This is a genomic window from Cephaloticoccus primus, assembly GCF_001580015.1.
Classification (GTDB): domain Bacteria; phylum Verrucomicrobiota; class Verrucomicrobiia; order Opitutales; family Opitutaceae; genus Cephaloticoccus; species Cephaloticoccus primus.
On the sequence record NZ_LSZQ01000041.1, the window covers coordinates 1 to 20,552 of the forward strand.

Annotated in this window: 22 protein-coding genes; 16 read left to right on the forward strand and 6 right to left on the reverse strand. The window is 61.5% G+C overall.

Features of this window, described 5'->3' with window-relative positions; translation table 11 throughout:
- Positions 1 to 232 (forward strand): PEP-CTERM sorting domain-containing protein (locus AXK11_RS04675; RefSeq protein WP_156469202.1); only part of this gene is annotated, 232 nt, incomplete at its 5' end.
- Positions 233 to 613: 381 nt separating this feature from the next.
- Here the strand turns inward: AXK11_RS04675 and AXK11_RS04680 are convergent.
- Positions 614 to 1,519: a LysR family transcriptional regulator gene (locus tag AXK11_RS04680; protein WP_068629806.1), complete on the reverse strand. Its 906-nt coding sequence runs from the start codon at positions 1,517 to 1,519 to the stop codon at positions 614 to 616.
- A 98-nt stretch (positions 1,520 to 1,617) separates the two neighbouring features.
- Between AXK11_RS04680 and leuC the strand changes: the two genes are divergently transcribed.
- The 7 genes from leuC (at position 1,618) to AXK11_RS04715 (ending at position 8,278) form a co-directional block, all read left to right on the forward strand.
- Entirely contained in the window at positions 1,618 to 3,045 is a 1,428-nt protein-coding gene (gene leuC, locus AXK11_RS04685; protein ID WP_068629807.1) for a 3-isopropylmalate dehydratase large subunit, read from the forward strand.
- Between the two features lie 73 nt (positions 3,046 to 3,118).
- Complete coding sequence (gene leuD, locus AXK11_RS04690) at positions 3,119 to 3,715, forward strand: 3-isopropylmalate dehydratase small subunit (protein WP_068629809.1); 597 nt, start codon at positions 3,119 to 3,121, stop codon at positions 3,713 to 3,715.
- A 79-nt stretch (positions 3,716 to 3,794) separates the two neighbouring features.
- Positions 3,795 to 4,445 (forward strand): MotA/TolQ/ExbB proton channel family protein, encoded by a 651-nt coding sequence (locus AXK11_RS04695; RefSeq protein WP_082780895.1) that lies wholly within the window; start codon positions 3,795 to 3,797, stop codon positions 4,443 to 4,445.
- Entirely contained in the window at positions 4,442 to 4,846 is a 405-nt protein-coding gene (locus AXK11_RS04700; protein WP_068629811.1) for an ExbD/TolR family protein, read from the forward strand. Before AXK11_RS04695 ends, AXK11_RS04700 begins: the two co-directional genes overlap by 4 nt.
- Positions 4,847 to 4,888: 42 nt before the next feature.
- Positions 4,889 to 5,572, forward strand: coding sequence for an SDR family oxidoreductase (locus tag AXK11_RS04705; protein WP_068629812.1), 684 nt, complete (start codon positions 4,889 to 4,891; stop codon positions 5,570 to 5,572).
- Between the two features lie 278 nt (positions 5,573 to 5,850).
- A complete protein-coding gene (locus tag AXK11_RS04710; protein ID WP_068629814.1) occupies positions 5,851 to 7,125 on the forward strand; it encodes a glycosyltransferase in 1,275 nt (424 codons plus the stop codon).
- A gap of 13 nt (positions 7,126 to 7,138) precedes the next feature.
- Complete coding sequence (locus AXK11_RS04715; protein WP_068629817.1) at positions 7,139 to 8,278, forward strand: glycosyltransferase; 1,140 nt, start codon at positions 7,139 to 7,141, stop codon at positions 8,276 to 8,278.
- A gap of 174 nt (positions 8,279 to 8,452) precedes the next feature.
- On the opposite strand, the gene AXK11_RS04720 is transcribed toward AXK11_RS04715, so the two are convergent.
- The gene (locus tag AXK11_RS04720) at positions 8,453 to 9,670 is read right to left on the reverse strand and encodes an aminotransferase class I/II-fold pyridoxal phosphate-dependent enzyme (protein WP_068629819.1); all 1,218 of its coding nucleotides are present in this window, start codon (positions 9,668 to 9,670) and stop codon (positions 8,453 to 8,455) included.
- Between the two features lie 167 nt (positions 9,671 to 9,837).
- The gene (locus AXK11_RS04725; RefSeq protein WP_082780898.1) at positions 9,838 to 11,178 is read right to left on the reverse strand and encodes a glycosyltransferase family 4 protein; all 1,341 of its coding nucleotides are present in this window, start codon (positions 11,176 to 11,178) and stop codon (positions 9,838 to 9,840) included.
- Positions 11,179 to 11,328: 150 nt separating this feature from the next.
- On the opposite strand from AXK11_RS04725, the gene AXK11_RS04730 reads away from it, so the two are divergent.
- From AXK11_RS04730 to AXK11_RS09740, 3 genes are read left to right on the forward strand one after another with little or no spacing between them, the layout of a single operon-like run.
- Positions 11,329 to 12,261, forward strand: coding sequence for a glycosyltransferase family 2 protein (locus tag AXK11_RS04730; protein ID WP_068629822.1), 933 nt, complete (start codon positions 11,329 to 11,331; stop codon positions 12,259 to 12,261).
- A gap of 57 nt (positions 12,262 to 12,318) precedes the next feature.
- Positions 12,319 to 12,954 carry a class I SAM-dependent methyltransferase gene (locus AXK11_RS04735; RefSeq protein ID WP_068629824.1) on the forward strand — a complete coding sequence of 212 codons (636 nt, stop codon included), beginning with the start codon at positions 12,319 to 12,321 and terminating at the stop codon, positions 12,952 to 12,954.
- 34 nt (positions 12,955 to 12,988) lie between these two features.
- A complete protein-coding gene (locus tag AXK11_RS09740) occupies positions 12,989 to 13,846 on the forward strand; it encodes a hypothetical protein (RefSeq protein WP_197456805.1) in 858 nt (285 codons plus the stop codon).
- A 233-nt stretch (positions 13,847 to 14,079) separates the two neighbouring features.
- On the opposite strand, the gene AXK11_RS04740 is transcribed toward AXK11_RS09740, so the two are convergent.
- From AXK11_RS04740 to AXK11_RS04750, 3 genes are all read right to left on the reverse strand, one after another.
- Positions 14,080 to 14,880 (reverse strand): sugar nucleotidyltransferase, encoded by an 801-nt coding sequence (locus AXK11_RS04740; RefSeq protein ID WP_068629827.1) that lies wholly within the window; start codon positions 14,878 to 14,880, stop codon positions 14,080 to 14,082.
- 45 nt (positions 14,881 to 14,925) lie between these two features.
- The gene (gene rfbB / locus AXK11_RS04745) at positions 14,926 to 15,993 is read right to left on the reverse strand and encodes a dTDP-glucose 4,6-dehydratase (RefSeq protein ID WP_068629829.1); all 1,068 of its coding nucleotides are present in this window, start codon (positions 15,991 to 15,993) and stop codon (positions 14,926 to 14,928) included.
- Positions 15,994 to 16,123: 130 nt separating this feature from the next.
- A complete protein-coding gene (locus tag AXK11_RS04750; RefSeq protein WP_068629831.1) occupies positions 16,124 to 16,867 on the reverse strand; it encodes a class I SAM-dependent methyltransferase in 744 nt (247 codons plus the stop codon).
- Positions 16,868 to 16,932: 65 nt separating this feature from the next.
- Here AXK11_RS04750 and AXK11_RS04755 point away from each other — a divergent pair, with 65 nt between their 5' ends.
- The 5 genes from AXK11_RS04755 to AXK11_RS04775 all read left to right on the forward strand — a co-directional run bounded on the left by AXK11_RS04755 (position 16,933) and on the right by AXK11_RS04775 (position 20,552).
- Positions 16,933 to 17,514 (forward strand): prepilin-type N-terminal cleavage/methylation domain-containing protein, encoded by a 582-nt coding sequence (locus AXK11_RS04755; protein WP_082780899.1) that lies wholly within the window; start codon positions 16,933 to 16,935, stop codon positions 17,512 to 17,514.
- Entirely contained in the window at positions 17,480 to 18,208 is a 729-nt protein-coding gene (locus tag AXK11_RS10195) for a type II secretion system protein (RefSeq protein WP_343124255.1), read from the forward strand. The genes AXK11_RS04755 and AXK11_RS10195 overlap by 35 nt, the downstream gene beginning before the upstream one ends.
- Before the next feature lie 30 nt (positions 18,209 to 18,238).
- Positions 18,239 to 18,937 carry a pilus assembly FimT family protein gene (locus AXK11_RS04765; RefSeq protein WP_156469205.1) on the forward strand — a complete coding sequence of 233 codons (699 nt, stop codon included), beginning with the start codon at positions 18,239 to 18,241 and terminating at the stop codon, positions 18,935 to 18,937.
- A gap of 77 nt (positions 18,938 to 19,014) precedes the next feature.
- Positions 19,015 to 19,554: a hypothetical protein gene (locus AXK11_RS04770; protein WP_068629838.1), complete on the forward strand. Its 540-nt coding sequence runs from the start codon at positions 19,015 to 19,017 to the stop codon at positions 19,552 to 19,554.
- Positions 19,551 to 20,552: a prepilin-type N-terminal cleavage/methylation domain-containing protein gene (locus AXK11_RS04775; RefSeq protein WP_068629840.1), complete on the forward strand. Its 1,002-nt coding sequence runs from the start codon at positions 19,551 to 19,553 to the stop codon at positions 20,550 to 20,552. The genes AXK11_RS04770 and AXK11_RS04775 overlap by 4 nt, the downstream gene beginning before the upstream one ends.

Below are 20,552 nucleotides of genomic sequence, written 5' to 3' on the forward strand. Positions count from 1 at the left end.
GCGAAACCACTTCGACCGCTCGTGGCTCCCGAACATCGTCTTCGAAGGCTACCAAAACTACGAGACAACCTGGAAACCCTACGACAACAACTACATCCAGATAACCCCCTTCGGTATCGTCCCCGAACCCACCACCTACGGCGCCATACTGGGCGCAGTAGGCATCGGCCTGTACCTGTTCCGTCGCAAACGGAAGACAGGACGGCGCACCAGCGAGTGCGCCGCCAAATAAAATGAGTCGAAGACTCCCGCTCCGCGCGGGCGGCGGTGGCGGGGCGCCACGTGCCATTGAATTTGGGAATCGGCTTCGGCGATAAAACGGGTCTGCGACCCCGCCGAAGCACGATTCCCAAATTGAAAGGACTCCTCCCTGTCGCGTTGCGACAGGAGAAGGAGCTTCAAATGCGGATGGAACCCATTGGGGCGCGGCGAAAAAGTTTACGGGTTAAACTCCCACCTGAGCTCCGGTCAGGGAGTTCATTCAACTGTGCGGCTTGTTCGTCGGGCGGAACGCCCGACGAACAAGCCGCACAGTAATGGGTGCAGGCACCGCCTGCCGCCGCCCGCGTAGGGCCGCCCTCCCGCCCCCCCACGCGCAGTGGCGGTTCGGGTGTTATCCGCGGGCGACGCGTTGGATAAAGGCTTGGGCGGCGGGGGAGGGGCTTGCTGCGGTGCTCCAGCCGGCGACGAGGCGGCTTTCGGGGGCGGGGCCGCTTAGCGGGCGAAAGAGGATGTCTTCGGGCAGCGTCTTCGCCTCGGAGGGGGTGATGAATGTCGCACCGAGACCGGCGCGGACGAGCCCGATGGCGTTGGCGCGCGGCCAGATCTCGTCCACGATTTTGAGTGTGATGCCTGCGTGCTCGCAGGTGCTGAGGATGCGGTCGTAAAACCCCGGGTTCATATGCCGCGGGAAGAGCACAAAGGGCGTGTCGCCGAGCTGGCTCAGGTGCAGCCGTTTCCGTTGGGCGAGCGGATGCGCGGCGGGCAGCAAGACGCCATTGGGCTCGCGCAAGAGCTGGCGTGTGCGAATCCCTTCGGGCTTTTCCTGCGAGGGGTGAAAGAAGCCGCAGTCGATTTCGCCCGAGTGGAGCGCGTCGATCTGCGCCGCGCTGGGGGATTCGGCCAGGCCGACGCGAATCGCTGGATGTGTCTGGGAAAACGCGCGGATGATCCCGGGCAGGACGGTCGCCATCGCCAGTCCGGTGAAGCCGATGCGCACCTGGCCGACTTCTCCGGCACTTACGGCGGCGAGCTCGGCCGGGAGCCGCTGGAGCGTGCCGAGCAGCGGCAGCAACCGCTCGAAGAGTGCGTGGCCGGCGGCGGTCAGCTCTACGCTGCGCCGAGTACGCACAAACAGTTCGCAGCCGAGGGCCTGTTCCAGATGGGCGATCTGGCGGCTGAGCGCGGGCTGGGCGATGCCGACGAACTCGGCGGCGCGGCTAAAGTGCAGGAGTTGGGCAACGGCAAAGAAGCCCGTGAGTTGCCTTAGCTCGTAGTCGAACTGATACTTTAAAAGCATTAAAATGGTAAAATTAAGTATTTTGGAGCATGGCAAGAATCCGCTATCGTTTCCGCCTCGCCCTTAACCGATGCAGCACATTTATAACCTGAACTACTATGCAAACGCCTAAGTCCCTCTTTGAAAAAGTCTGGGAAGCGCACGCGGTGCGAAAGCTGAAGAATGGGCAAACCCAGCTCCTGATCGGTACGCACTTGATCCACGAGGTGACGAGTCCGCAGGCATTTGGAATGCTGCGCGACCTGGGGCTACGGGTGGCCATGCCGCAGCGCACGTTTGCGACGGTCGATCACATCGTGCCGACTGATCAGCGCACCGAGCCGTTTAGCGATCCGTTGGCCGATCAGATGATCAAGGCACTGCGCAAAAACTGCGCCGAGCACGGCATCACTTACTTCGACCTCGGCTCGGGCAAGCAGGGGATCGTCCACATGGTGGGCCCCGAGCAGGGCATCACGCAGCCGGGCTCGACGATTGCTTGCGGCGACTCTCACACGAGCACGCACGGGGCTTTTGGCGCGATCGCGCTGGGCATCGGCACCAGTCAGGTGCGCGACGTGCTCGCGACACAGACGATGGCCCTGAGCCCGCTCAAGGTGCGCCGGATCGAGGTCACGGGGCGGCTGCGCCCGGGCGTGTACGCGAAGGACGTGATCCTGCACATCATCCGCACGCTCGGCGTGAACGGCGGGACGGGCTACGCCTACGAATATGCGGGCGAGGTTTTCGACCGCTTCTCGATGGATGAGCGGATGACCGTCTGTAACATGTCGATCGAGGGCGGCGCGCGCGTCGGCTATGTGAATCCGGATGAGACGACCTTTGAGTACCTGAAGGGCCGGCCTTACGCCCCGAAGGGCGCGGACTGGGATCGCGCCGTCGCGCACTGGCGCTCGGTGGCGAGCGACCCGGGCTGTGCCTACGACGATGTCGTGGTAATCCGCGGCGAAGACATCGCTCCGACGATCACCTGGGGGATCAACCCGGGGCAGGGGATCAGCATCGAAGAAGCGGTGCCCGACCCCGCGCATGCGAGCAGCGCGGACGAGCGCACGAGCATTGGCGAAGCGCTCGCCTACATGAAGCTGGAGCCGGGCGCGCCGATTCGCGGCACGCGGATTGATGTGGCTTTCCTCGGCAGTTGTACGAATGCGCGGCTTTCCGATTTTCAGGAAGTCGCACGCTATTTACCCGGCCACCGCGTGGCGCCGGGGGTAAAGGCAATCGCCGTCCCGGGCTCGCAATTGGTCAGTGCGGTTTGTGCCGAGCTGGGCATTGATCGCGTGTTTCGGGAGGCGGGCTTCGAGTGGCGCGAGGCGGGCTGCTCGATGTGCCTGGCGATGAACCCCGACAAACTCGTGGGCGATCAGGTCTGCGCGAGCTCCTCGAACCGCAACTTCAAGGGCCGCCAGGGCAGCCCGACTGGCCGCACGCTGTTGATGAGCCCCCTCATGGTGGCGGCGGCAGCGGTGACGGGCGCAGTCGCCGATGCGCGCGAGGTCTTCTCTCTGCGCGAGGCGAGCTGAGCTGGCCAGTGCCTTCCCCGGACTGACCGCGGTACACTTACTCTTCCTCTCTCCACTCCCTCCTTCCCATTTTATGGCACTTGAGAAAATTTCTACGATAACGGGCCGCGCTGTCACCGTGCCCGGTAACGATATTGATACCGACCGGATCATCCCCGCGCGCTTTTTGAAGTGTGTGACCTTTGACGCGCTGGGCGAGGGCCTCTTCGCCGATGATCGCAAGGCCGCTGAGGGGCAGCATCCGCTCGACAACCCGATTTACGCAGGGGCCAGCATCCTGCTTGGCGGCGCAAATTTCGGCTGCGGGAGCTCGCGCGAGCACGCGCCGCAGGCGATCAAGAAATTCGGGTTTCGCGCAGTCGTGGCCGAAAGCTTTGCCGAAATATTTTTCGGCAATGCGACCAACATCGGTCTCGCCTGCGTCAACGCCGCGCGTGCGGACATCCAGACGCTAAGCGCAGCAATCGCCGCCGATCCGACGCTGGAGCTCACGGTCGATCTGGCCGCGCAGCAGATCCGTTTTGGCGAAAGAAGCGTGCCGCTCACGATGCGCGAGGCCGCCCGCGATGCCCTGATAAATGGGCGCTGGGATCCGATTGCCGAGCTGCTCGAAGGCAGCGATGCGGTGGGAAATACGGCGGCAGGCTTGCCCTATGTGAGCGGGTGGTAGACAGAAGTTTTTGAACTTTTCCCCGTGCGGGTATGTCCTGGCGCGGAACCGTTTCCCTCCTGCTTCCCCCCCTTTCCTCATGACGATTCTTGCTGCTATCGAAGTTTTCACGGGCGCGGGCCTGCTTATTTATCCGCTGGGGCTCTGCTCGGCGGTGGCGGTTTACATCCTCTGCGAGCGCGGCTTTGCGCTGCGCCGTGCCGCAGTCATGCCAGCGGACCTGGTCGAAGCCGTGATCGCCAACCGCACACTCACTGGCGGGCGGCATACGGTGCTGGCGCGGATCGTCGAGTTTGCCGAGGCGCACCGCGACGACGAAGGCGCCGTGCGCGCCTTCGCGCGGCTGGAGATTAACCGCATGGAGCGCGGCATCCCTTATCTCGACGTCATTTACGCGGCCGCGCCGCTGATCGGCCTCACGGGTACGGTGACGGGGCTGCTGCGCGTGTTTTCGCAAATCTCGCCCGAGACGGGCTTGCCCGATCCGGTGGCTTTTACCTCGGGTGTCGCGCTCGCGCTTTCGGCGACGGTTATCGGGCTGGTGATCGCGATTCCTGCGCTGGTCGGCGGCGGCTGGCTCCAACGCCGGGTGGAGAACTATGCGGCCCAGCTCGATGTGCTCCTTGAGCGGATCTTGAAGCACGGCAAAACTGCGCAAGCCGCCTTGCCCTCTTCGCAGGGCGCCGCTCCGTCCGCAGCTTCGGCAACCGCGACGCCCTCCGCCGGATGAACTCGTCGCTCTACACCAAGCGTCGCGCCCGGCCCGAGATGAACCTCGTGCCGCTGATCGACGTGCTCGTGATGCTCGTCTTCTTCGCGTTTGTGACGATGCAGTTCAAGTCGGCCACGACGCTCAACATCACCGTGCCGCGCGTGCAGACTTCGGGCACCAACCAGTTTGAGGGCAAGGTCGAGATCGGCATCGATAAGGAGGGCAACATCTCCTACAACGGCCGCGCTACGAGCCTCGCCGACCTCGATGCGCTCTTGCAGGAAGTGAAGCGCGTGAACCGCGATACGCCGATTCTCGTGCGGGCGGACGAGACCAGCCACTTTGGCGCGGTGACTCAGGTGTGGGATGCGTGCCGCCGTCTCGGCCTCAACAAGGTCGTCATGCAGACGCGCCGTTAGCCCGGGGCTTGCGGAATCCTGGCGCTGCGCTCCTGTCGGGAAATGAAGATCGTCATCACAGGTGTTTCGCGCGGGCTGGGCCGCGCCTTGGCCGAGGAGTTGATCGCTGGCGGGCACAGCGTTTTCGGCTGCGGGCGCTCGGGCGAAGCCATCTTTGAGCTGCGTATGGCGTATCCCGAGCAGCGCTTCGCAGTCGTCGATGTGGGGCTCGACAACAAGGTCGCGCTCTGGGCCGCCGATGTGCTCGGCAGCTACGGCGCGCCAGACATCTTGATCAACAACGCGGCGCTCATGTGCCGCAGGGCCCCGCTGTGGGAGCAGGGCGACGAAGAGCTTACCCGGCTGCTCGACGCCAATGTGCGCGGCACGGCCAATGTCATCCGCCACTTCGTGCCCGCAATGGTCGCGGCCCAGCGCGGCGTGATCGTTAACCTCAGCTCATCGTGGGGCCGCGGTGTCGCGCCACATGTGGCACCTTACTGCGCGAGCAAGTGGGCGATAGGGGGGCTCACCCGCGCGTTGGCCGAGGAGCTGCCGCAGGGCATGGCCGCCGTCACGCTCGACCCGGGAGTGATCGATACGGATATGAATCGCGGCAACGAGTCGGGAGCGGCGGGAGGGGCGGGCGAGCTTCTGCGACCTGCTGATTGGGCAAAACTTGCTACGCCATTTATCCTCAAACTTTCCCTGATTGATAACGGAAAAGCGCTCACGCTCGGCGAGTAGTAGCCAATTGCGGACAAAAAGAAGCGAACTTGGGGATTTACTTGTTAACCCAAAAAATCGGCCAAGCAGGAAAACCATTCGGGAGATTTTTTTGGGTTAACGAGTAAATCCCTGGCCCGACCAAAGGTCGGGCATTTCTTACTGTGCGGTTTGCTCGGTGGGCGGAACGCCCACCGAGCAAACCGCACAGTAAGCGGGAGCAGGCACTACCTGCCGCCCTCCCGCCCCCACGCGCAGTGGCAGCCTTGGGCCGTTTTTGAGGTGCGCGCGCGGCGTGCATGTCGAGCGTTGTATGGCAGCGTGTGCAGCCTCTAGCGTTTGCGGGCTTGAGCGCCGAAACACCCACGATCGCCTACCTGTTTACCACCTTTCCGAAGCCCACGGAGACCTTTCTCCAGCGCGAGGTCACGGCGATGCTCGCGCGTGGGGCGCGGCTGCGGCTCTACTCAATGTGGGGCGGTGGCGGCGAGTTTCAGGGCGTGCCCGTGCAGCACTTCCCGAAGTGGCGGCTCTTCACGCTCCTGTGGTGGATCCCTTACGAAGCCGCGCGTCGCCCGCTCGTTTTGTGCGAGATCTTGCGCGGTCTTTGTACGCGGCTCGCTCCCTCGTGGATAAACTTCTGGGAAAACATGCTGGGCGCGGGCTTTGCCTGCCTGCACGCGCGGCATTTCAGGAAAAACCCGCCCGCGCTGATTCACGCGCCTTGGGGCGGGGCACCGGCGAGCGCAGCTTGGCTTTTGTGGAGGCTGGATGGGTATCGCTACAGCGCCGCTGCGCATGCCTACGATATCTACGAGCACGGCGGCGATTGGTGGCTGCGCGAGAAGCTCGCGCACGCGTACTTCGTCCACACCTCCACAGAGATGGGCCGCCGCGAGTTGGTTAAGCGCGGAGTGCCCGAGGCGAAGATCGTCTGCATCCGCCGCGGGCTCGCTGCGCTGCCGCCCCTCAAGCCGCTGCGCCGGGAGCGCGCGCATACGCCGCTGCGGCTCGTGTGCGTGGCGCGGCTGGTGGAGAAAAAAGGGCTGCGCCACCAACTCCAGGTGTACGCCGGCCTGCGCTCGGCGGGCACGCCGTTTGAGGCGCGGATCGTGGGCGAGGGGCCTTTGCGCGGAGAGCTCGAAGCCCTCGCGGCCCGACTTGGCATCGCCGATGCCGTCCGGTTCACCGGACATCTGGCGCACGCCGCCGTGTGGGAAACTCTGGAGTGGGCCGACATCCTCCTGCACACCGGAATGGTCGCGCCGAGCGGTGACCGCGATGGGCTGCCCAACGTGATCCCCGAGGCAATGTCGGTCGGTACACTCGTGGTTTCATCGCTGGCTGCGGCTACGACCGAAGCGATTGCCAATGAGGAGACAGGACTGGTGGCCGCTGTGCGCGATACGGGTAGCTGGCTGGCCGCGCTCGACAGGTTGCGGCGCGACGACGCACTGGCCGGGTGCTTGCGCGCGAACGCGCGGGCCTGGGTCGAGGAAAACTTCGATGCCCACAAAAACGCTGCCAAACTTTTCACCCATTTCGAGGAGGCGATCCGTCGCGATGAGCAGTAACGCATCCGCATTGATGAGGATCTGGTACGACTGCACGAAGTCCGCGCGGGCCGCGCATCGCTCGGGCCTCCAGCGCGTGGCGGGGCGGCTACGCGACGAACTGGGAGCAGTTTCTGGCATCACGGTCTTGCCGAGCTCTGGTCTGGAATGGGCGGAGGCCGCGCGGGCACAACAGCGCGAGCGCGGCAACTCGGACGGGCAGGACTGGTTTTTGACGCCCGAGGTTTTCGCTCCGGCGGAGCGCCCGGGTTTCGCGGAAATCCTCGCACAGCGGCCTTGCCCGATGGCGGCGATTTTTTACGACGCGATTCCCCTGAAAATCCCGCACGTGACCTGGCCTGCGAGCGTGGCGCGGCATCCCGCCTACATGAAAATGCTGGCGAGCTTCGACCTCGTCCTGGCCATATCCGAAGCGAGCAGGCGCGAGCTGCTGGAGTATTGGGACTGGATGGGCCTCGAAAAAAGGCCACCCGTGCGGGCGATTTCGCTGGGAGCCGACTTTGACGGCTCGGTGCGCATCAGCGCCGCGAGCGGGCCCACCCAGCCGCCTGTTTTGCTCTGTGTGGGCATCCTCGAACCGCGGAAAAACCAGACGTTTTTGCTGGAGCAGGTTATCCAAAAAGTGGGAGCGGATTTTGAGCCCCACTTCGTGGGCCGGATGAATCCGCACTTTGGAAAGCCGATTGCGGCGCAGCTCGCGCGTGCGGCACGCGCGTCTCGGGCTTCCGGTTGGTGCCGCCTTTTGAGGCGTGTTACTGGAGCAGGTCGGAAAGGCCGGTCGGAGGCGCGGGTTTATTATCACAAACACCTGAGCGACGAGGCGCTGGTGCAGCTCTACGCGCGGGCGACGGCGACGCTGTTCCCCACAATCGCCGAAGGCTGCGGCCTGCCTGTGCTCGAATCGCTGTGGCGCGGCCTGCCTTGCTTGTGCAGCGACTTGCCCTCAATCCGCGAAATCGCCGCGGGCGGCGGCGCGCTGCTCCTGCCTCCCAACGGGGCGGATGCGTGGGCTCGGGCGATTCGCGAAATCGCCGAGGGCGGCCCGCTCCTGGAGCGCCTCCAGCACGAAGCCCGCGCCCGCCCGCTCCCCACTTGGGCGACGACCGCTCAGCAGGTCGTCGATGAACTCGGCGCATGCGGAGCAGTCGTGTGATGGGGCGCTGCGAGTTTTGGAAAAAACACGTTGCCCAAAAAAATCGCCCAAACGGGTGGCCCCTCTCTTCTTTCCCCGCGGCCTTGGCTCGTTTGCGTTGAGGCGAAAGTCGGGAGGCGGGAGCGGGCTTTGCTTCCGCCCTCAGGTCGCCCGCCAGGTGAGGATGCGGAAATGCTAACGGCCGACGCCGACTTTCTTGACGGCGTAGGCCATCGCTTCGGCGATGCGCTCGAGTTGCTCGTCGGTGTGGAGCGCGGAGATTGCCGTGCGGATCAGGTCTTTGCCCGCAGGCACGGCGGGCGCGATCGACATGATTGTGAAAATGCCTTTCTCTCGCAGCGCTTGCCAGAAGGGGTAGACGCGCTCCTTCGAACCGAGGACGATGGGGACCGCGGGTGTCTCGCTGCCCCAGGTGTCGAGGCCGAGCTCGTCGAGCATGGCGCGGTATTTGCGCGTGTTGGCCCAGAGGCGTTCGCGGTGCTCCGGCTCGCGTTGCATCAGGTCGAGCGCGGTGCTCGCGATGGCAGCCTGGGCAGGGCTGAGTGCTGCGCTGAAAATGGTCTGCTTCGAGTTGGTGCGCAGGAAGTCGATGACTTCGCGCGAGGCGGCGACGAAGCCGCCAGTGCTGCCGAGAGATTTTGAAAGGCTGCCGCAAACGATGTCGATTTGGCCTTCGAGGCCGAAGTGGTTGGGCGTGCCGCGGCCGTCTTTGCCGAGGACGCCGAAGCCGTGTGCATCGTCGAGGACGGTGAAGCAGTGGTGCGCCTCGGCGAGCGGGACGAGTTCGGGCAGACGGCAGATGTGGCCCTCCATCGAGTAGACGCCTTCGAGGACGAGCATCTTGGCGGCGTCGGGAGCGGCGGCCTCGAGTGCGTCGCGCAGGTCGGTGGGGTTGTTGTGCGCGAAGCGCTCCACGCTGGCCATTGAGAGGCGGATGCCGTCCCAGAGACTGGAGTGCAGGTTCTTGTCGGCGAAGACGAGGTCACCTTTTTGGGCAAAGGCGGCGACGCTCGACATGCAGGACAGGTAGCCGCTGCTGTGCACATGGCAGGCTTCGCGGCCGAGGTGGGCGGCGAGCTTTTCTTCGAGCTCGATATGGTAGGCGCGCGAGCCGTTGGCCGAGCGGGCGCCGGTGGGGCTGGCTCCCCAGCGCTGCATGGCGGCTTGCCCGGCCTCGACGACGCGCGGGTCGAAGGACAGGCCGAGGTAGTCGTTGCTCGCGAGCATGATCATGTCGCGCCCGTCGAGCCGGACGGTGCTGCCGCGCTGCTCCTCGATGACGTGGTAGTAGGGATCGTACTTGAGCCGCATCTTCGTCGCGTGATCGTCGCGACAACGGTTGAGGAGCGGCTTCTTGTGCTTGGAGAAAAAGGGCAGGGAAGGCAGGGCCATTGGGAAAAGCGCAGGAGGGTAGCGTACGTGTCGGGCGGGCTTCGACCCTTTATTTCTGGCGTGACCTGTTGGTTGTCCTTTCGGGGGGGGGAGCGAGGGGGGCGGGGCGATTCGTCGTTTGCGCGGTCTTTTATTTCGACGTTCGAGCAAGGCTAGCGGGGCGGCTGTTAGCGACTGCGAGGGGGAAGCGTATCCATCCAGTTGAGGAGCTCGCTTGTGTAGTCGGCCCAGTTGCGGAAGCAGCGGGTGCGCGACTCGGCGGCGAGTTTGGCGCGGTATTCTGGACTTTGAAGCAGCGCATCGATGGCGTCGGCGATGCTGGGCGCATCCATTCTGTCTAGCGCGAGAGCACCGCCGCCTCGTGACACTTCGCCGAGTGCGCCGCGGCCTGAGCAAATGCAGGGGCGTCCCCGTGCGAGGCTTTCGATGACGGGCAGCCCGAAGCCCTCGATGAGCGAGGGGTAGACGGTGAAGGCGCACTGCGCGTAGGCAGTCTCGACTGCGGCCCGTGAGGCATGTCCGGCGTAGTGGAGTGGGCGACCGGCGGCCTGGAGGGCGGCGATTTTTTCGAGCGCGGCACGGCCTGTTTCGCTTTGGGCAAGCCCGATGATGTGGAGCTTAAACTGCCTCCCCTTTGCCCATAGCATCTCGGCTGCGTCGAGCAGCGCGAGGTGGTTCTTGCGCCCCTCAATGCTGCCGACTGTGAGGACCGTCGGCGGTGGGTCGTCGCCAGTTTGGGGCGACGGGGGCGCTGGGAGCGTCGTAGGCAAGCTCACCCCGAGCGGGATCGCGATGACCTGTGGCGTGCGAGGCGCACCGAGCCAGCGGAAGTAGTCGCGCAGCGTTTGCGCGGAGTCCTCGGAGTTGGCCGCGATGCCGTCAAACTGAAGCAGGGCGTGGAGATAACCGGGGAAGAAGGCGACGGTTTTCGCCGGGCTGAGCTCAGGGAGCTTTAGCGGAATCGCATCGTGAAAAATCGCGACCTTCGGGCCCGGGATTTTGAAGAGGGGGGCGTAGCGCGTGAGGTTGGGGTTAAAGAGCTCAGGAACGATTAACCCACTGCGGATGGGGAGCGGGCGCCCCTCCTTGGTAGCTGTGGTGTTGGGTGCGAACTGGCTTTGGGGCGCCAGTGATTCTTCAGCGTCGGCCACACCGACGGCCAATTGTACCAGTGCCTCTTCTCCCGCGGATGGGCTGAGCTGCCTTCGTAGCCGCTGCCAACGTCCGCGCCAGCGAGCGTGGAGCGGCCACCGCGCGCTGCGCTTTGTGGATTGGCCTCGGCTCTCGGGCTTACCTGCCGCGCTATGTCCGGAGCCACGGCCCGCATCCGGGCTCAGGTTTGCGTACTCCCACGCCTCAAGCCTGCGCCACTCCCCCGCGTAGCGATCCCAAGTGATGGGCTGCGCCGCGTGGCGTCTGGAAAGCTCGTCATAAAGCGCCCGGCAAACCACCTGAATTCCCGTCTGAACTCGAGTGTGCGCCGTGTGGGTGAGGTCAATCAGGTGCATGAGTTTTGCTGCTAATCAACTCAGGGAACGATTTCCCCGCTCTGCTGTCTCTACCAAAAGACAGTAGTTGGCGACCTTATGCGAGGTCGCAGGCGGCTGTTTAGAAGAAGCAACCTCTAAAATGGGTCATAAACTGAATGTTCCTCAGGGATGAAGTTAATCATACAAATTCCGTGTTTTAACGAAGCCAAAACGCTGGCTATCACTTTGGCTGATTTGCCGCGTAAGGTGGCGGGGTTTGACGTTGTTGAGTGGCTCGTTATAGATGATGGCAGTGCTGATAATACGGTTGCTGTTGCGCGTGAAAATGGGGTGAACCATGTTGTACATCATACCCGTAACAGAGGTCTGGCTCGCGGATTCATGAGCGGGTTGGATGCCTGTTTGCGACTTGGGGCTGACGTTATTGTAAATACCGATGCCGATAATCAGTATAATGCGGCGGATATTCCAGCATTGATTGCGCCAATCTTGGAGGGACGGGCCGACATTGTAGTGGGGGAGCGCCCCATAAAATCGATTACGCACTTTTCTCCTATCAAGAAATGCTTGCAAAAACTAGGCAGTTGGGTAGTGCGAGTTGCGAGCAAAACGAGTATTCCCGATGCACCAAGTGGTTTTCGCGCAATGAGTCGCGTTGCGGCTCAACAGCTGATGGTTTTCAATGATTATACCTATACGCTGGAGACCATTATTCAGGCTGGGCAAAAAAATATGGCGATTACCTCGGTGCCAGTCCGGGTAAATGGCGATTTGCGTCCCTCGCGTCTGGTAAAGAGCATCCCTTCTTATATAAAACGCAGCATTGCCACAATCGTGCGGATTTTTATTATCTACCGCCCTGTGCGATTTTTTGGCAGTATTAGCGCGCTGCTCTTCGGTTCAGGGTTAGTGATCGGGCTCTGGTTTTTGTCCCTCTACTTTCGTGGCGAAGGAGATGGGCATATTCAGGTGTTGATTTTGGCTGCAGTACTGCTGGTCACAGGCTTTCAAACTTTCTTGGTCGCCTTGCTGGCTGATTTACTTGCGGCCAATCGAAAACTACTGGAAGAGGTTCGCTTTGATATAAAATCGCGTATTTAGGTAGATGGAATTTAATAATTGTGAATCTCGACACTTTACATAAAAATAATAACTGACATGAAAGTAGCAGCAGGAATGGCCGAGGGCGGCATCGTCGTCGGAAATACTTACGATAAATATGGCTCTCGAAACCCCATAGTACGCCGGATCATGATGGGCTTTTCTGACACACTCTCTAGCCTTGTGGAGAGAGCTAGCCCCATTGATATTCATGAGGTTGGCTGTGGAGAAGGGTACTGGATTCAGCATTGGACTGCTCAGGGAATCCGCGCTCGTGGCAGCGATTTTTCTGAGAAAGTGATTTCTCTCGCCTCTGCGAATGCTAAAGGAAAGGGGATCCCTGAAAATGCCTTTTTAGTCCGCAGTATTTATGATCTAGAGCGGGGCAGGGATAGTGCCGACCTCATTGTTTGCTGCGAGGTCTTGGAGCACTTGGAAGATCCTCTGGCAGGGATTACGTCGCTTCAGCGCATTGTGACGAACCATCTGATCGTTAGCGTGCCCAGAGAGCCTGTTTGGCGAATGTTGAATATGATGCGAGGCAAATACTGGGGGCAGTTAGGAAATACCCCAGGTCACCTGAATCACTGGTCCTCTTCTTCATTTATACGATTTATTTCGCAATACTTTAACATTGTGGAGATCAGAAAGCCATTCCCCTGGACAATGCTCCTATGCCGAGCAAAGCACTGAATCCCACAGTATGTCATCATCTTGGAAGCGTCTCTTGAATATAGCAGGTGGTGCCTTGGGCTTGTTGGGCGTTGTTTTTGTTGTTTTTCGACTAAGGCACTATGCGGGAGAAATTGAATTTAGTCGATTTGGAAGAGGGGATTGGGTTGGAATTGCTTTCCTATGCTTAAGTTATGGAGGAAGTAACTGGTTTCTCTCGAAGGCATGGCAAAAGCTGCTCTTCTATTTTAAAGTTCCGATCGAAATTAGGAGGGCGGTACGTATTTATGGTCTCTCTCAATTAGCCAAGTACGTCCCCGGTAATATCTTTCACTTAGCAGGGAGGCAGGCGTTAGGAACTGCCGCCGGATTACCTTCTGGAGGCTTAATCAAATCGACCTTTTGGGAGCTTGGGCTTATTGCCGTAGCTGGTAGCCTATTTTCTCCACTACTTGTGCCATTACTTTGGGGGGCGACTCCGTATCTCTTTTCATTGGGGCTTTGGGGAGTCGTACTGAGCAGTGCCTTGTTTTTCATACGGCGGATTTTTTCTGCCGAAGTGAGTTGTGCCTTATTATGGCACTGTGTGTTCTTTGTCGTATCAGGCTCTGTTTTTATTGCCCTACTTGGCACTGTCTCTTCCATCGATTTTCCTGCGCCACTGTGGCCTGCTCTGTGTGGGTCTTACGTTATTTCCTGGTTGGCCGGTTTTATTACACCAGGGGCACCGGCAGGGGTAGGTGTTAGAGAGTTTGTACTGCTTTTTCTGCTAAAGGGGTTGGTTACAGAGTCTGATTTGCTCTTGGTTATTGTTTTGGGTCGTGCTGTAACCGTGGTGGGAGATGTTCTATTTTTCCTTGGTGCCTTACTTATCCGAGATTCGGGCAGCCGGGCTATTGTCCGCACTGCCTAGGTAGTGTAGTCATGAGATTCTGTAAGAGCTTTCATTTTGCTCATAGAGGGCAGATGAAAGCGAGTTATCATCGTCACGATTTGACGCTGATAATTCCATCTCATCACCCCCTCTAACCACACCAGCTCCAATTATAAAGCTTTTACCAAATCTCGCGACTAGACACCTTAAGAGAATGTGAGTTTCGACTAAATAGGACCTCTTCTCGATAGATAAATAACACTAGGGTGACCTCATTTACTAGCCTTAGCAATACGTGTAGAGTCCTTCGGGTCGTCTCTGCGGGTTTGAGATCCGATAATAAAGTGGTTGGCGCGGGCGAGGGCGGAGTGGGTGCCGAGGTCGAACCAGGTGGTGTCGGGGGGGAGGGCTTCGGTGTGAAGCTGGCCGCGTGTTAAATACAGGCGGTTGAGGTCGGTGATTTCTAGTTCGCCGCGCGGCGAGGGTTTTAGAGTTGAGGCGAGCGCTGGTGCTTGGGCGTCGTAAAAATAGAGTCCGGGGATGGCGTAGTTTGATGCGGGCGCGGGTGGTTTTTCTTCGAGTGCGAGGGGCTGTCCTGCGTCCGAGAGTTTGAGTATGGCGTAGTCGCTGGGGGTATCGACCGGGAGATAAAAGAGCGTTGCTCCTTCGTCACGAGCGGCGGCCCGAGCGAGTGTTTCCTTAAGTGCAGGGCCGCCATGAAAGAGATTGTCGCCGAGAATAAGTGCAGAGGGTTCGGCACCCGTGAGGAAGCCGCAGTGAGCGGCGATTGCGAAGGCTTGGGCGATGCCTTCGGGGCGGGGTTGCTCGGCGTAGTGGAGGTGCAGGTCAAACTGTGAGCCGTCACCCAGTTTCGCCTGGAAAGCGGGAAGGTCGCGGGGGGTGGAGATGAGAAGAATCTCGCGAATCCCGGTGGCTATGAGTGTGGCGAGCGGGTAGTGAATCATGGGGCGGCCGCCCACTGGCAGGAGATGCTTCGATGTGTGTTGCGTGAGCGGGTGTAGTCGCGTGCCGCTGCCGCCGGCGAGGAGGATGCCTTTGCGTTGGGGCTGCATCGGAGTGAGCGGGGGACGCGTTGTGCGTTTTTTCAGGCTGAGCCGCTATTGCGGCACGATGGTGGTGCCGAGTCGGCGAAGCGCGTCGCCGTGTTTGAGAAGCGGCTGCCACCACGCGAGATTGTCGAGGTACCACTGGAGGGTTTGGCGAAGGCCGTCAGAGAGGGAGTAGCGGGGTGCCCAATTGAGCGCGTCTCGGGTTTGGGAGGTATCGAGCGCGTAGCGGAGGTCGTGCCCGGGGCGGTCGGTGACGAAGCGGATTTGCTCGGCGTAGGACACGCCATCGCTGCGTGGGCGGAGTTCGTCGAGGAGTGCGCAGAGCTGGCGAACGAGGTCGATATTGGGCAGCTCGGTACCGCTGCCTATGTGATAGGTCTCGCCGATTTTTCCGCGATGGAGGATGGCGGTGAGGGCGGCGACGTGGTCGGCGACATGGAGCCAGTCGCGGCGGTTTTCCCCGGTTCCGTAAACCGGAATAGGCTCGCCGTGGAGGGCTTTCATCAGGGCGAGCGGGATCAGCTTTTCGGGGAACTGGTAAGGGCCGTAGTTGTTGGAGCAGGTGCTGACGATGACGGGGAGGCCGTAGGTGTGCGCCCACGCACGGGCGAGGTGGTCGGCTGCGGCTTTGCTGGCGGCGTAGGGGGAGCGCGGCGCGTAGGCTTGCGCCGTATTTACGGCGGTCGCGTCAGGCGAGAGTGAGCCGTAGACTTCGTCGGTGGAGACATGCAGCAGGCGAAAGTTTTCACGAGCGGTGCTGCCGAGATTTGCGAAGTGGGTGCGTGTGGCTTCCAGCAGCGCGAAGGTGCCACAGACATTGCTCTGAACGAAGGTGGCCGGGGTATCGATTGAACGGTCGACGTGGGTTTCGGCGGCGAGGTGGATAATCCAATCGGGCTGAAATTCTGCAAAGTGTGTCCGCAGAGTCGAGACGTCCGTGATGTCGGTTTGTGAGAAACGGTAGCGCGGGTGCGCAACAAGATCGGCGAGCGAGCGGGGATTGGCCGCGTAGCTGAGCTTATCGAGGTTGAGGACACTGTGCTCGGTCGTCGCGAGTAAATGGCGAATGAGATTGGTGCCGACGAAGCCGGAGCCGCCCGTAACGAGGATTTTCATGGGAGCGCTCAACTTTTGCCCAAGCTGAGCGTGCCCGTCAACGAAGTCAGCTGGCTCGCCTGATGCTTGGATCCCGTCTCTCAAGAAGGCCTGCCGGAGTACCCGGCTTTGCGCGGCGTCAACCCGCAGTTCACGACTTTTTCCGGGCGACGAGAAGCAGGCTTACGCCAAACAGGTTGGGGATACGCCACATGGAGGTGGTGACAAAGATCCATTTGAGCAGAGCGTTTAGCCAACGAGGTGGGATGCGGTACTCGGCACGGTCTCCGCCCTCGACCTTGGTTGGTTTGCGATCGAGCCGTAGTTTTCGAACGAGCAGGGCAGGGATGAAGGCGAGCGTATTGGTGTAATTGATATGTAGGATTTCCCAGTTTGAGTCGGGAAAGAGTGCGAGGAGGCTGCGTCGATTGTAACGGCGGAAATGGTGTAGCGAGACGTCCCAGTCGCTCCACAGCAGCATGCTCGCAGGGACAGTGATAACAGCGATGCCGTCGGGTTTGAGCAAGCGGTGAAAGCTGCGCACGGCACTGAGGTCGTCCTCAATGTGTTCGACGACATCAAGTGCGGTGAGGTAGTCAATTGAGGCATCGGGCAGGGGAACCTCGGGGCTGGTAAGCGCGATCACTTGTTCGGGACGAAAGCGTTTGTGCAGGAGTTCAAGTGCAGGCTCGTGATCGTCTAGCACGAGTACGCGACAGTGCGCCTCCATCTCAGCTGCGAATAAGCCGGTGCCTGCACCGCAATCGAGAAGCACGTCATCTTTTTTGGGAGGACGAATTTTAAAGATCCAGCGACGGACGAACTCTCGCTTGGCAACGTTGTACCAGTGCGTCTTCTCCGTGCGCTCCATGTTGGCGTATTCGTTAACTTCCATCGGCTGTGTTTGACTGGCGGAGTATTGGGAGGCGGGAGAGGCTGGTTGCCTAGCCTAAAATCTTCATGCTTGTGGGTGAGTCGCGCAGCGGGTTGCCTGTCGGCATGCATCGGTCGTCGCGTGCGTTTACCTTGATCGAGCTGTTGGTGGTGATGGCGATCCTCGGGGTGTTGGCAGCGGTGATGGTGAGCGCGGGGAGCTGGGCGCTCAGGCGGGCGGATATTTCGCGGGCGAGGGGCGAGCTTGCGGCTCTCGCGACTGCGCTTGAGCGCTACAGACGCCAACACGGTGATTACCCGATAACGAACGGCGAGACCCGCAGCGCGGAGCTGCTGCAAGCGCTCGTCGGGCTGCGCGGGCCCGGTGGGGAGCGCCTCAATCCACGCGGTCGCGCACTGATCGACCTCGGGCTTTTCACGACGGGCAACGATCTGGATCCGCTCACGAGTGAGGCGGCAGAGCTCGTCGACCCTTGGGGGAATCCCTACGTTTACTTTTACAAGGAACCGCCCGATTCTTGGCGAAACTCGGGCTTCGTTCTCTACTCGGCTGGGCCGGATGAACGGCACGCCCCCGCGCTGCTGACTGGGGGCTACCCGCAACCCGATCTCGATGAAAACCGCGACAATATCTACGCTGCGCCGTGACAGGGTGGGCACGCGGATGCGCTCCTCATCCGGTAACCGGATTGAGTCGGCGTGTTGTTGCGCCATCCACTCCATGCGGGCGCGGCGGGCTGCAGGGTTCACGTTAATCGAGCTGCTGGTCGTCATTGCGATCATCGGGATTTTGGCGGCGATTTTGATACCGACTGCGTCTGGTGTTCGCAGCTCCGCGCAGCGCGCACGCACGCGGGTGCAGTTTGCGCAGTGGGCGGCGGCGATTGAGGCATTCCGCCGCGAGTATGGGCACTACCCGCAGTTTGACCCGTCGCATAAGGTGAATGGTGGTGCGTCCGCGTCCGGCGAGCATCTCTTCCACGACATTCTCGCGGGGCGGCGGCGCGATGGGCAGCCGATTGCCGGCCTGGCTCTCGCGCAAAATCGGCGCCGGATGGCATTTCATTCTTTTGGGCAAACGGAGCTGGGAGGCGGAACGCAGCCCGCGCTTGCACTGATCTGTGACGCGCAGGGGAACACCGATATCGCTGTGCTCGTGGACCGAAATCTCGACGGGCGGATTGATGCGGCGGACTATCCTGTGCTGCCTTCAGTGAGTCGCGAGGGAGCGCTGATCGGCGCGCCCGCGATTCCGCCGAGCGGGCTTTCGCTTCCGGTCGCATTTTATTCGGCTGCGGCGAATGCCACAGTGGCAGCGCCCGAGTTTGTTGTGAGTTGGTGAATGCAGCGTCCTCGATTGCTCGCTCTCCAAATGCACGCGTCCCGCACATCCTTATCGGCTTCCTGCCCGACTCGCCGCCCGCGCGCTGCGACGGGCTTCACGCTGATCGAGCTCCTCATGGTGATCGCCGTCCTGGGGATTGTGGCGGGGATTGCGTTTTCGAACGTGGGCGGATCCGGGAAGGCCACTGCGCTACGAAGCGCCCAGGCGACGCTGGCCAATGCGCTATCTGCTGCGCGCCACCGCGCTTTGGCGCGCGGCGTGCCGGTGGCGCTCGCGGTTCACGACGACCCGGGCAATCCGTCGCGCTATCGGCGGATGGTGGCCGTGGTCGAATCGATCCAGACTGCGCCCGAAGTGGTCACCGTTTTTGAGCTGCCCAAGCACGCTTACGTGCTCCCGCATCGGAGCCGATTTCCAGAGGCGTTGCGCGAGCCGGGCGACTGGGCTGGTGGGAGCTCCCAAAACCTCCTCGGCTCCACGCGTTTTCTAAATCCCGGCGGCGTGATCAGCGTCGCGATCAATAGTCCGACAGCGGAGCGTTGGGAGTATGCGCTCGTCACCGCGCGCGGTACTATGAGCGGCAGCGGCGCCCTCATCGTCGGCCTCGCGCAACCCGCCGTGGGCGGGCCTTTCCCGATACGCTTCGAGTCGCCCGAACGCGTTCGCGGCATGTTGGTTTCCCAATACGGTCTCGCCCGCATGATTGATGGGCGCGAGGGATTCTAGTGAGGGTGACGAGTGCCGCCGCGCCCCGAAGCGAGACCTGTGCAAAGACTCAACGCGCTCTCGTCCCACCACTCGCGATGACACCCAGCTCCGCACACGCATACCGAAAAGCTTTCGCGCTTCGGGTTTCTCCCGCTTGGCGCGATACCTGCGGCTTTTCGCTGGTAGAAGTCCTCATCGCGATCGGCATCGCAGGCGGGGCGCTTGCAGTCCTCCTTGCGCTGCTTTCCGGACTTCTGCGAGCGGCCGAGGACAATGCTGATTTGCAAACCGCGCTGCGGCTTTGTGCTACAATCGAGGCGCGCCTTTACGAGGACATGGGCGGGAGTTTTCCCGGTGCGCTTGGCGCGGCTCCGGCGGGCCGCGTTTACTTTGCCGATAAGGAGGGCGCCCACCTGCGCGGCGAGCTGGAGAATGGCTCGTCGTCGCTGCCGCCGCCTCATTTTTATATCGAGATAAAGCCCTTCTCCGCGGCACCGCTGGCTTATGAAGCGGGCCGCGCGGTGCTCCCGCTCCAGGTTCGTGTGTCGTGGCCTCACGCGGCGGTCGTCGCAAACTCGGGCCAAGCGGGTAATGCCCAATCGACCGAATTCGTTCTGTCGCTCACTCCGCCATGAGCCCGCGCACTAAAGCGACCGCAACATTACACAAGGGCGCCCGCTTCTCCTCGGTGCCGCGCTGTGTGTTCCGCCGCGTTTCGTCGAATGCGGCCTTCACACTGATCGAACTCCTCGTGGCGATTTCTGTTTCCGTTGTGTTGGCGGGCTTGCTCGTGGTCGTCACGCGCGGTGCCCTCGATCTTTGGCAACGGGCCCAAGACCGCAGCACGGCCAGCGTACAAGCGAAGACCGCGCTTGGCCTTCTCGTCAGCGATTTCCAGTCGGTCCTCTACCGTGCAGAAGGAGAGCCGACGATTGCGCTCAATCTCGTCAACGCGGCCAATCTTGGCGCGCACAACTGGCGCACTCGCGAGCCATTGCTCAAGCCCGATACGGTCGCCTTGTTCACTGCTGCTGAACCGCCGGACCCGCTGGGCCGCACCCACATGGAGCGCAGTGGGGCGTGGCTGCGGCTCATCAGTTTTAACCACGGGCCCGAGGGCACTCGCCCACAAGCGATCAGCTATCAAATCGCTCGTCGTCCCGTCTCCGGCTCCGTCAACGCCAGCCCTGCGCCACCGATCCGCTACACGCTCTTTCGCCACTTCGCGACGCCCGAGCTCACCTTCGCCAGCGGCTATGACATCACCCACTACGACAGCCACCTAGCGCGGCCTGCGCTCGATCAAGCGCTCTGCGACAACGTCGTTGATTTTGGCCTGTGGTTCTACCGCCGCGAGAGCGGCGGCGCGCTCACACTGCTTTATCCCAAAAACTCCGGAGACCGGGATTTCCTCGCGCGAGGCGGCGGGGCAGGGCGCTTCCCCGATGTCGTCGACATCATGTTGCGTGTCGTGAGCGAGAGTGGAGCAGCCCGCCTGGAGCAAATGGAGCTCGGGCAAGTCGTCCGCCCACCCGAGTACACTAGCGACGACGAGTGGTGGTGGGCCGTCGTACAGGCCGAGTCGCGCGTCTACGCCGAGCGAGTTTCCCTGAGCCGCCCCCGCGGGCTGTAG